This window comes from Vibrio rhodolitus (assembly GCF_003350325.1).
Taxonomy (GTDB): domain Bacteria; phylum Pseudomonadota; class Gammaproteobacteria; order Enterobacterales; family Vibrionaceae; genus Vibrio; species Vibrio rhodolitus.
Window position 1 is genome coordinate 199,382 of the sequence record NZ_QLYZ01000004.1, and the last position, 11,884, is coordinate 211,265.

7 protein-coding genes are annotated in these 11,884 nt (G+C 47.9%); 6 read left to right on the forward strand and 1 reads right to left on the reverse strand.

The window, feature by feature from the left end:
* Genes mukF through mukB form a run of 3 tightly spaced genes read left to right on the forward strand, consistent with a single transcriptional unit; the run spans position 1 to position 6,522 of the window.
* The gene (gene mukF / locus DPF93_RS06210; protein ID WP_114765344.1) at positions 1-1,338 is read left to right on the forward strand and encodes a chromosome partition protein MukF; all 1,338 of its coding nucleotides are present in this window, start codon (positions 1-3) and stop codon (positions 1,336-1,338) included.
* Positions 1,319-2,068, forward strand: a complete 750-nt coding sequence (gene mukE, locus DPF93_RS06215) for a chromosome partition protein MukE (RefSeq protein WP_114765345.1) — start codon at positions 1,319-1,321, stop codon at positions 2,066-2,068. Before mukF ends, mukE begins: the two co-directional genes overlap by 20 nt.
* A complete protein-coding gene (gene mukB, locus DPF93_RS06220) occupies positions 2,065-6,522 on the forward strand; it encodes a chromosome partition protein MukB (protein ID WP_114765346.1) in 4,458 nt (1,485 codons plus the stop codon). Before mukE ends, mukB begins: the two co-directional genes overlap by 4 nt.
* Before the next feature lie 87 nt (positions 6,523-6,609).
* Here mukB and DPF93_RS06225 read toward each other — a convergent pair whose 3' ends face one another.
* Positions 6,610-7,824 carry a pyridoxal phosphate-dependent aminotransferase gene (locus DPF93_RS06225; RefSeq protein ID WP_114765347.1) on the reverse strand — a complete coding sequence of 405 codons (1,215 nt, stop codon included), beginning with the start codon at positions 7,822-7,824 and terminating at the stop codon, positions 6,610-6,612.
* 251 nt (positions 7,825-8,075) lie between these two features.
* Between DPF93_RS06225 and DPF93_RS06230 the strand changes: the two genes are divergently transcribed.
* The 3 genes from DPF93_RS06230 to menH are packed head-to-tail and all read left to right on the forward strand — an operon-like array spanning position 8,076 to position 11,879.
* A complete protein-coding gene (locus DPF93_RS06230) occupies positions 8,076-9,386 on the forward strand; it encodes an isochorismate synthase (RefSeq protein ID WP_114765348.1) in 1,311 nt (436 codons plus the stop codon).
* The gene (menD, locus tag DPF93_RS06235) at positions 9,383-11,098 is read left to right on the forward strand and encodes a 2-succinyl-5-enolpyruvyl-6-hydroxy-3-cyclohexene-1-carboxylic-acid synthase (protein ID WP_208638770.1); all 1,716 of its coding nucleotides are present in this window, start codon (positions 9,383-9,385) and stop codon (positions 11,096-11,098) included. Before DPF93_RS06230 ends, menD begins: the two co-directional genes overlap by 4 nt.
* Complete coding sequence (gene menH, locus DPF93_RS06240; RefSeq protein ID WP_114765350.1) at positions 11,085-11,879, forward strand: 2-succinyl-6-hydroxy-2,4-cyclohexadiene-1-carboxylate synthase; 795 nt, start codon at positions 11,085-11,087, stop codon at positions 11,877-11,879. The genes menD and menH overlap by 14 nt, the downstream gene beginning before the upstream one ends.
* Positions 11,880-11,884: the final 5 nt, after the last annotated feature.

Here is an 11,884-nt window from a genome sequence, read left to right on the forward strand (position 1 = left end):
ATGAGTGAGATGACTCTCAATGTTGCCGATCAACCTATCGATGAATTGGTAGGTTGGGTCAAGCAGCACGATTTCTCATTGAACCTAACAAGCGAAAGGTTGGCTTTTCTTATCGCCATTGCAGTGTTAAGTAATGAAAGGTTTGATGAAGAATTGGGTGAAGGTGAACTCCATGATGCGTTCACAATCGTCACTCGATTATTTGAAGATACCGGTGAGGCGTCGGCATTTCGTGCCAACAACGCCATCAACGAAATGGTTAAGCAGCGCCTTATTAGCCGCTTTACCAGTGAAATTACCGATGGCGCGAGTATTTACCGTCTATCACCACTAGCCATTGGTATTACCGATTACTACGTTCGTCACCGTGAGTTCTCAAAGCTTAAGCTTTCAATTCAGCTGTCTATGGTGGCAGATGAGATGGCAAAAGCGATTGAAGCGGCGCAAAAAGGTGGCACACCAGGTCACTGGAAGAAAAACGTTTACGGCGTACTGAAATATTCAGTGGGCGAGATCTTCGATCAGATCGACCTTAACCAACGTGTGATGGATGAGCAGCAGCAATCGGTAAAACTGCAGATCGCAGAACTGCTGAATAAAGATTGGCGCGAAGCGATCAATAACTGTGAAGCGCTGTTGTCTGAAACCTCGACCACCCTACGTGAACTGCAAGATACGCTGCAAGCGGCAGGTGATGAACTGCAAACTCAGATCCTCGATATTCAAGAAATTGTCTATGGTGATGACGAGCTAGAGTTTATCGAAGAGACGTTGTTTGGTTTGCAGATGAAGCTCGACCGCATCACCAGTTGGGGTCAGCAAGCGATTGACCTATGGATTGGCTACGACCGACACGTGCACAAGTTTATCCGTACCGCAATTGATATGGATAAAAACCGTGCCTTCAGTACGCGTCTGCGCCAATCACTGAAAGACTACTTCGAGATGCCTTGGTACTTAACTTATGCCGATGCTGAGCGCTTGATTGACCTGCGTGACGAAGCCCTAGTGCTGCGTGATGATGAGGTAACGGGTCAAGTGCCAATGGAAGTGGAATACGAAGAGTTTCAACAAGTCAATGATGAGCTTTCCGAGCGCATTGGCGAGATGCTTAGAGCTCATAAAGATCAGGGCATGCCAATCGATCTTGGCTCGGTGCTACGCGATTACCTAGCGACACACCCAAGAACTCATCATTTTGATTTAGCACGAATTGTCGTCGATCAAGCAGTAAGACTTGGTTACTCCGAAGCGGATTACCAAGCGATTCAGCCGGACTGGCAAGCGATCAACGAATTTGGTGCAAAGGTACAAGCAAATGTCATCGACAGATACTAACGAATACATGTCAGAGAATCTGGCAAAAGCAATTTCTAATCCGCTGTTTCCAGCACTGGATAGCATGTTGCGTGCGGGTCGCCACATCTCAACTGAAGATTTGGACAACCATGCACTATTGGCGGATTTCGAAACCGAATTAGCGCTGTTTTACCAGCGTTACAACACTGAATTGGTAAAAGCACCTGAAGGCTTTTTCTACCTACGTCCACGTTCAACCTCATTGATTAGCCGCAGTGTGCTATCTGAGCTTGATATGCTGGTGGGTAAGGTGTTGTGTTTCCTTTACTTAAGCCCTGAGCGTTTGGCTCACGAAGGTATTTTTACCAACCAAGAGCTGTATGAAGAACTGATCCAGTTGACCGATGAAACCAAGCTAATGAAGCTGGTGACCAACCGCGCAACGGGTTCAGATCTGGATAAAGAAAAACTGTTCGAGAAAGTTCGTACCTCGCTACGTCGCCTGCGTCGTCTTGGCATGATCATCAATATCGGTGAAACCGGTAAATTCCGTATTAGCGAAGCGGTATTCCGCTTTGGTGCAGATGTGCGTGTTGGTGACGACATGCGTGAAGCACAGCTACGCCTGATCCGTGATGGTGAAGCGGTTGTGCATACTAAAGAGCCAAGCCAAGGCAGCCTGCTAAACGATGATGAGCAGCAAGACATCGATCACCAAGACGCAGAACACGATCAACACGTGCACGAAGACATTGAGGGCGAAGCATGATTCAACGCGGTAAATATCAATCGCTGACCATGATCAACTGGAACGGCTTCTTTGCACGTACTTTTGATATCGATGGTCTAGTCACCACACTATCTGGTGGTAACGGTGCTGGTAAGTCGACCACCATGGCGGCGTTTATCACAGCGCTTATTCCTGACCAAACACTACTGCACTTCCGTAACACCACAGAAGCGGGCAGTAGCCAATCGTCTCGCGATAAAGGTCTGTATGGTAAATTGCAGCCGGGTGCCTGTTACGCAGCGTTAGATGTTGTGAACTCACGTAACCAACGCCTACTGTTTGCGGTAAAACTGCAGCAAGTGGCGGGTCGTGATAAGAAAGTCGACATCAAACCTTTCGTTATCCAAGGTCTGCCAAGCCACGTAAAACCAACGGACGTGCTGATCGAAAGCGTATCAGATACTCAAGCACGTGTACGTCAAATTAACGAAGTCAAAGAGAGCATCGCTCAGTACGAAGGCGTGCAATTCAAAGCGTTCTCTTCAGTGGTGGATTACCACGCGCAAATGTTCGAATTTGGCGTGATCCCTAAGAAGCTACGTAACTCTTCAGATCGTTCAAAATTCTACCGTTTGATCGAAGCATCGCTTTACGGTGGTATCTCGAGCGCAATTACACGCTCACTACGTGACTACCTACTGCCACAAAATGGCGGGGTTAAAAAAGCGTTCCAAGATATGGAATCGGCGCTGCGTGAAAACCGCATGACGCTTGAAGCGATCAAAACCACTCAGGCGGACCGTGATCTATTTAAACACTTGATCACTGAGTCGACCAACTACGTGGCGGCGGACTACATGCGTCACGCGAACGATCGTCGTAACAAGCTTGAGCAAACCATGACTCTGCGTGGCGAACTGTTTGGTTCGCGTCAAAGCTTGATTGAGCAAAACTCTCTGCTAAACCGCGTTCATGAAGAGCTGGAAATGCTGGTGGAAGGTGAAGCGGCACTTGAGCAAGACTACCAAGCGGCATCTGACCACTTGCAGCTAGTGCAAAACGCACTGCGCCAACAAGAGAAGATCGAACGCTACCAAGAAGATCTAGAGCAGCTAAGCGAGCGTCTAGAAGAGCAGTTGATGGTAGTGGAAGAAGCGCAAGAGCGCGTCCTCATGGCTGAAGAGCAATCGACGGTTGCAGAAGAAGAGGTTGATAGCCTAAAAACTCAGCTTGCTGATTACCAACAAGCGTTGGATATGCAGCAAACACGTGCACTGCAATATCAACAAGCGGTTCAAGCGTTAGATAAAGCGAAGCAACTGTTAAGTAATGACGGTCTAACCGCGGAATCAGCGCAAGCCTTGGTAGCAGAACTCAAGCAGCGTGAAGCAGACAGCACCACCACACTACTTGCACTAAAGCATAAGCTAGACATGTCATCGGCAGCCGCGCAGCAGTTTGAGACCGCGCTACAATTGGTGACGAGCATCGTTGGTACGGTTGAACGCAGCCAAGCCGCTGAGCAAGCGAAAAGTGCGCTTGCGCAAGGTCGTGAAGCGAAGCAACTGAATGACAACGAGCCACAATGGCGCGCGCAGCACCGTGACCTTGAGCGTAGCTTAAACCAGCAGCGTCAAGCGCGTGAATTGGTGCAAGAGTACCAAAAGCAGCACCATGTTGAATTGGCTGATGAACTGAGCTTTGAGCAAGAGCGTGAGCGTCACAGTGCGCAGATCGAATCGCTTGAGTACGCGCAAGAAGAACTACGCGAGCAGCGCAGTGAACAGCGTCGTTTAGAGCAAGATGCAGCCGCAGAAATTGCTAAGCTTGAAGGCATTGCGCCAACTTGGATTGCAGCGAACGATGCACTAGAAAGCTTACGTGAGCAAAGTGGGGCAGAGCTGGTTGATAGCCAAGCGGTTATGAGCCAAATGCAGCTAGTGCTTGAGCAAGAGAAGCAACAGTCGATTGCTAAAGACAAGCTGGCTGAGCGTCGCACTTTCCTTGACGGCGAAATCGAACGCCTCGCCTCGCCAGGTGGCTCAAATGACTCACGCTTAAAAGGTTTGGCTGACACGCTAGGCGGTGTGCTGCTATCTGAAATTTACGACGACATCACGATTGATGACGCGCCATACTTCAGTGCGATGTACGGTCCAGCACGTCATGCGATTGTGGTATCTGATCTTTCTGGCATCGAAGAGAAGCTGGTTGAACTGGATGACTGCCCAGAAGATTTGTACATCATTGAAGGTGATATCGATGCCTTTGATGACAGCTCATTCAATGCAGAAGAACTAGAAGGCGCAGTGTGCGTTCGCCTGAACGATCGCCAAATGCGTTACTCACGTTTGCCGGAAATTCCATTGTTTGGTCGCGCAGCGCGCGAGCAACGTTTGGAACTGCTACGCAGCGAACGCGAAGAAGTGGTGGAAGAGCATGCGAAAGCGGCATTCGATTCACAAAAACTGCAGCGTCTGTACCAAGCGTTCAACAACTTTGTTGCTAAGCACATTCAAGTGGCGTTCGAAGCGGATCCTGAGCAAGCACTACAAAAAGTACGTGATAAGCGTAACCAGTTTGTGCGTTTGCTTGCTGAGCTAGATGGCAAAGAGCAGCAGCAACGTGCCCAGCTATTTGGTAGCAAACAAGCGATTGCTCTGCTGGATAAACTCGCGCCAACCATGCGCTTTATCGAAGATGACACACTAGAAGCACGTTTTGCTGAAATTGAAGAGAAACTAGCACAAGTCTCTCAAGCGAAAGCCTTCCTAACGCAACACGCCAAAGCGCTAGAGTCACTAGAGAAAGTGGTTGGTGCGCTTGATGCTGACCCTGAGCAATTTGAAGCGCTAGAAGCGGAATACCAAGCGGCTGACCAACAGCTACAAACGCTAAAAACTCAGATCTTTGCCTTGTCTGATCTGGTAGAGCGTCGCCACTACTTTGCCTACTCTGACTCAGTGGATCTATTGAGTAAGAGCAGTGAGCTTAGTGAACAGCTAAAAGCGAAACTGGTCCAAGCGGAACAGCTTCGTACTCGTAGCCGTAATGAGCTAAAACAGTTGCAAGACCAAATGAACCAATACAACCAAGTATTGGCATCATTGAAGAGCTCACACCAAGCGAAACTGGAAACGGTTCAAGAGTTTAAGCAAGAGCTACAAGAGTACGGTGTAACCGCTGATGAAGGTGCAGCAGAGCGTGCACAACGTCGTCGTGACGAGCTGAACGAGCGCCTACACACCTCACGTAGCCGTAAGAGTGAGTACGAGCGTACCATCACCTCTACTGAGCTTGAAATGAAAGCGCTGGCGAAGCGCATGAAGAAAGTTCAGAAAGATTATGCCGAGCTACGTACTTTCGTCGTGGCAGCAAAAGCGGGCTGGTGCTCAGTATTGCGTCTTGCGCGTGAAAACGACGTTGAGCGTCGACTACACAAGCGTGAACTGGCTTACATGTCAGCGGCTGAACTGCGTTCAATGTCGGATAAGTCACTGGGTGCACTGCGTCTTGCTGTGGCGGACAATGACGACCTACGTGATTCACTGCGCCTATCGGAAGATACCGCGCATCCAGAGCGTAAGGTTCTGTTCTACATTGCTGTTTACCAACACCTACGTGAGCGTATTCGCCAAGATATCATCCGTACCGATGATCCGGTTGAAGCTATCGAAGAGATGGAAGTGGAGCTAGCACGTCTAACTGAAGAGCTAACGCAACGTGAAAACCGTCTAGCGATCAGCTCAGATTCGGTAGCAAGCATCATCAAGAAGACGATTCAGCGCGAGCAAAACCGTATCCGTATGCTAAACCAAGGCTTGTCGAACATCTCGTTCGGTCAGGTAAAAGGCGTGCGTCTAAACGTGAAGATCCGCGAAAGTCACGAAGTGCTACTTAACGGTCTAGCGGCGCAGCAAGAGCAGCATAAAGACTTGTTTGAAACGACGCGTTACACCTTCTCTGAAGCGATGGCGAAGCTGTTCCAACGTGTGAACCCACATATCGATATGGGTCAACGTTCACCACAAGTTCTGGGTGAAGAGCTACTGGATTACCGTAACTACCTAGAGCTAAGCGTAGAAGTAAACCGTGGTTCTGATGGCTGGCTACAAGCGGAATCGGGCGCTCTATCAACTGGTGAAGCGATCGGTACCGGTCAGTCAATTCTATTGATGGTTGTACAGAGCTGGGAAGAAGAGTCACGTCGTCTACGCAGTAAAGACATTGTGCCTTGTCGTCTACTGTTCTTGGATGAGGCGGCTCGTCTGGATGGTAAGTCGATCTCGACGCTGTTCGAACTGTGTGACCGTCTGGATATGCAGCTTCTTATTGCAGCGCCAGAGAACATCAGCCCAGAGAAAGGTACTACTTACAAACTGGTTCGTAAGGTATTTAAAGACCACGAACATGTACACGTTGTGGGTCTGCGCGGCTTTGGTCAAACATACAAACCTAAGAGCGAAGTTCAAGAGTTGATCGAAGAGTTGTAATCTTTATCAGCACTAACGAAAAAGGCACTCAATGAGTGCCTTTTTGCTATCTGTCGCTCCGCATTTAAGCTTAGCGTTGCAGAACAATTACTGACTGTAAGTCGATAGGAAACGCTCAAAACGTCCGATTGCTGTTTCGAGATCTTCCACGTGTGGCAATGTCACAATACGGAAGTGATCTGGTTTTGGCCAGTTAAAGCCCGTTCCTTGCACAAGCAGTACTTTTTCTTGGATCAGGAAGTCCAACACCATTTTTTGGTCATCGTGGATTTTGTACTTCTTGGTATCAATTTTCGGGAATAGGTACATCGCGCCTTTTGGTTTCACACATGAAACGCCAGGCACTTGGTTGATCAGTTCCCATGCACGGTCACGCTGCTCAAGCAGACGACCACCAGGCAGGATAAGTTCATTGATACTTTGGTAGCCACCCAGTGCAGTTTGAATCGCGTGTTGCATCGGCACGTTGGCACACAGACGCATAGACGAGAGCATCTCAAGACCAGCGATGTAGCCTTGTGCGTATTGTTTAGGACCGGTTAGGAACATCCAGCCGCCACGGAAGCCACATACGCGGTATGCTTTAGACAGACCGTTAAAGGTTACTACGAGAACATCTTCTGTTAGCGTTGCCACTGAAGTGTGAGTTGCGCCATCGTAAAGTACTTTATCGTAGATTTCGTCAGCAAAAATGATCAGTTTGTGCTGGCGCGCAATTTCAATTACTTCCAGTAGGAAATCACGGCTGTAAACCGCACCCGTTGGGTTGTTCGGGTTGATTAACACAATACCACGTGTTTTTGGCGTGATTTTACGTTTGATATCGTCAAGGTCTGGATACCAATCGGCTTCTTCATCACACATGTAGTGTACTGCTTTACCGCCAGAAAGCGCCACAGACGCTGTCCACAACGGGTAATCAGGTGATGGGACCAGCATTTCGTCGCCATTGTTCAGTAGCGCTTGCATCGACATTACGATCAGCTCTGACGCACCGTTACCGATGTAAACATCTTCAACGTCGAGAGAGCGAATACCTTTTTTCTGGTAGTGCTGAACTACCGCTTTACGCGCCGAGTAGATACCTTTTGAATCACAGTAACCCTGTGAAGTTGGTAAATTGCGGATAACATCAACTAGAATTTCATCAGGGGCGTCGAAACCAAAAGGGGCAGGGTTACCAATATTCAGCTTTAGTATTTTATGCCCTTCTTCCTCCATGCGCTTAGCATGTTTGAGTACTGGTCCCCTAATGTCGTAGCAGACATTATCAAGTTTTGACGACATCCCGATATTTTGCATTGTGTAAAACCTAAAAATAATTAAAATCCTTTACTAAATTACACCAAAATAACCTTTGGTAGAATTAAAATCTGTAAAACTCGCTTTTTTTAATCATGTCAGGTATGTGTGTAATCACAGGATTTTGTAAAAGATTGAGGACATCCTTGATTTGGACTCGCGGTAGAAATACATTACTCAACTAATTTGTTAGACCCAGCAATGTTAACTTGCGTGGGTATAGTTCAAAATCTCCAGTGAACGAGGTTTATTTGTCATATTTTCAGCAAGCCATTACCGAACTGATTGAACGAGTAAAGGATGCAAAAGGCGAGGTGACTCGTCTGGTTCAAGTTCTGGAGTACAAGCCTGATTTTGCTTTCATTGATTGGTTGCAAGCTCAGCCTCTTTTCCCTAAGTTTTATTGGCAATCACGTGATACACGCGAAGAAGTGGTCGCGTTAGGACAACTGCGCACTTTTGATGACCCAGCGCCTGCTTATGCGTACCTTTCTGGTGAGCAAAGGATCTGGGGTGGTAAATCATTCGATGGTCAAAGTGCCAAAAATCCTGATTGCCCTGCGTCGTTCTTCTTTTTACCGCAAATTGAGTTGGTTCGTGAAGACCAAACTTGGTTTTTGGTTGTCAATATTATCGCAGGCACTAAACCTAGAGTCGTAAAAAGTTTACAGCAGCTGCGTAGCGAAGTGCCTAAACTGCTGCCTTTATCTGCCCATATTGACCATATAGAGCACACGCCAAGTCAGCCTGAGTGGCATGCATTGGTAGAAAAGGTATTGTCTGGTATTGAAGCCGATGAGTTTAAAAAAGTGGTGCTGGCTCGCCGCACGACATTAGAGCTGCATACGCCTATCTGTGCCTCGCAACTTCTCAAATCAAGTTCACAGCACAACCAACACAGTTTCCACTTTATGTTGGCGCAAAATGCTCGTCATAGCTTTATTGGCTCAACGCCAGAGCGTTTGTATTTCCGTCAAGGTAAAGATCTCTACACTGAGGCGCTGGCGGGCACGATTGGACGTGGCGATAACGCTAGCCATGATATGGCGCTAGCAAACTGGCTCACACAAGATAGTAAAAACCTCAACGAAAACCAGTATGTGGTTGACGATATTATTGACCGCCTTAAACCATACTCGGACTTAGTTGAAGTTGAACCAGAAGCGCGCTTAGTGCGTCTGCGCAAAGTGCAGCACCTAAAGCGCAGCATCCATGCTCATCTTAATGACGGGGTGAATGGCGTACAATTGCTTGGTGCTCTGCAACCAACTGCCGCAGTGGCGGGGTTACCACGTCGTGAATCGATGGACTTTATTCAGCAGCATGAGCCTTTTGAACGCAGCTGGTACGCCGGTTCAATGGGCTTTATTAGCCTAGCGCGCGCTGAGTTCTGTGTTGCAATCCGCAGTGCACAAGTCGTGGATGACGAGATTTCACTTTATGCCGGTGCTGGCATTGTTCCCGGTTCAATTGCTGAACATGAATGGCAAGAGCTAGATAAGAAGATGGCGACGCTGCTATCGCTTATCTCTGATCATCCGCCACTGGGAGTGGCGTCATAATGCATAACCAAGCTGTATTAAATCGTATTTGGTGCCAAGCCTTGCTTGAAGAGTTAACGCGCTTTGGTGTTGAGCACATTTGTGTTGCGCCGGGGTCGCGTTCTACGCCTCTTACTTTGGAAGCGGATGCCAACGACAAGTTAACGCTACACACCCATTTTGATGAGCGTGGATTAGGCTTTTTGGCGCTTGGCATGGCTAAAGCTAGTCAAAAGCCTGTTGCGGTCGTGGTTACGTCGGGCACGGCAGTAGCGAATCTTTTACCTGCGATTGCTGAAGCGAAGCTTACCGGTGAAAAGCTGGTGGTGCTTACCGCCGACCGCCCGGTTGAGTTGGTTGGCTGTGGTGCTAACCAAGCAATTGTGCAGCAAGGCATCTATTCGAGTCATGTCTGTGCTGAGCTTGCGTTGCCAAGCCCATCAGAACAAGTGCCGCTGCGTTGGTTACTTACCTCTATTGATGAAGTGATGCACAAGCAAGCGCGTGAGGGCAGTGCAGTGCATATTAACTGTGCTTTCCCTGAGCCGCTTTATTCTGATCAGCCGAAATCTATCTATCAAGCTTACCTAGACACGATTGCTAAATGGCAACAAAGTGGTGTTTGTTACACCGAGCAACGCTTTTCGGTTGTAAACCCTGCCTTTGATGTGTTGAAGTGGCAAGGGCGACAAGGCTTAATCATTGTTGGCAGCGTTTCTAAACACCAAGCTGAGCTGGCTAAACAGTTGGCGGACAAATTAGCTTGGCCAGTCTTGTGTGACCCACAATCAGGGGTGAGTAGCGAGTGGGCATATTATGATACTTGGCTGCAAACCGAGGCTGGAAAACAGCTGATCAACCAAACGGATCTGGTGTTGCAAATTGGCTCGCGCATTGTCTCTAAGCGTTTTAACCAATGGTTAGCGCAGACAGACGTTGACTATCACTATGTTAGTGACAGCCTTGCACGTAATAACCAAGATCATTTGATGCAAGTGCATCATGCGGGCGATATTACCGAGTGGTTGGAGCAAGCCATATCAGCGCCATTCCAGCCAAGTGAAAACTGGGCAAGAGGTGGCAAATCGCTTTCCGAGGTAGTCTTAACGTCAATAGCGAAGCAATTCCAGCAAGTAACGCAAACTAATGGTCAAAAAGTGCCATTAACAGAACTGATGCTTGCAACTTCACTGGTAAATCATGCTAATGACGTCAATGTATTTCTTGGTAACAGTTTGTTTGTGCGTATGGTGGATATGTTTGGTCAAGTGGATAGTGAAGTCTACTCCAATCGCGGCGCATCGGGCATTGATGGGCTAGTGGCAACGGCTGCCGGAACTGTGCGTGTCACAGATAAGCCAAGTGTGCTTTATATTGGTGACACTTCGCTACTGTACGATCTTAACTCGCTGGCGTTGTTTACTCTGCAAACCACACCTTGCGTGATTGTGGTCACCAATAACGATGGTGGTGCTATTTTTGATTTGCTGCCTGTACCGCAAGCGCAGAAGCAGAGCTTGTATCAAATGCCACATGGCTATCAGTTTGCTGCTGCCGCGCAGCAGTTCAAGCTTGAGTATTACTTATCGACTACGTTTGAAGAGTACCAAATGACGCTCGAACAGCATTTAACTCATGGTCAAGGCTGTCTGCTCATTGAAGTGCAAACGCCTCCAGAACAAGCGTCACAACAGATTAAAGCGGTTATCCAAAACCTTCATGCTAGCTTATAGTTATCACCGCCTAGAGAATGACGATGCAGAGACGCCAGTTTTGGTGTTTCTGCATGGTTTACTGGGCAGTGGTGATGATTGGCAAGCATGCATTCAGCATCTTAATCAATTCCCTATTTTGACCATTGACCTTCCGGGGCATGGTCGCAGTCAAAGCATCGAATGCGATGGCTTTGATCAAGTATGTCAGCAAATCAATCAGACGATTAAAACGCTACTTGCGCCAACTAAGCCGATTATCCTGATTGGTTATTCTCTTGGCGGGCGAATTGCCATGTATGGCATTGCCAAACACCATTTCCATGAACTAAACCTAATCAAGGCGATTATCGAAGGTGGCAACTTTGGTTTGCGTGAACTTGCCGAAAGAGAAGCGCGTAAAATAAATGACCATGCATGGGCAGAGCGTTTGTGCAGTGAGCCGATTGAATGCGTTTTAGCCGATTGGTATCAGCAAGCGGTATTTAGTTCATTAAATCATGAGCAAAGACAAACCCTCATTACCAAACGCAGTGCTAATCTAGGGTCTGCAGTTGGTCGAATGCTTGAAGCGACATCGCTTGCCAATCAGCCTTGGCTCTTGCCTGAACTGAATACAAGCGGGATCGATATCCACTATATTTGCGGCGAGAAAGACAGCAAGTTTAGTGAGTTAGCTAAACAAAGCGGACTCTCTTTCAGCCAGATCGCAGGGGCTGGGCATAACGTTCATCATGAACACCCACAAGCGTTTGCGGTCGAAATAATAAATCAATTCAAACTCGCGAAGGCGAGTGATTAACAACA

Excerpts from the sequence above, each read along its gene's own strand:
- DPF93_RS06225 (WP_114765347.1), bottom strand. The coding sequence starts at position 7,824 with ATGCAAAATATCGGGATGTCGTCAAAACTTGATAATGTCTGCTACGAC.
- mukE (WP_114765345.1), top strand. The coding sequence starts at position 1,319 with ATGTCATCGACAGATACTAACGAATACATGTCAGAGAATCTGGCAAAA.
- mukF (WP_114765344.1), top strand. The coding sequence starts at position 1 with ATGAGTGAGATGACTCTCAATGTTGCCGATCAACCTATCGATGAATTG.
- menH (WP_114765350.1), top strand. The coding sequence starts at position 11,085 with ATGCTAGCTTATAGTTATCACCGCCTAGAGAATGACGATGCAGAGACG.
- mukB (WP_114765346.1), top strand. The coding sequence starts at position 2,065 with ATGATTCAACGCGGTAAATATCAATCGCTGACCATGATCAACTGGAAC.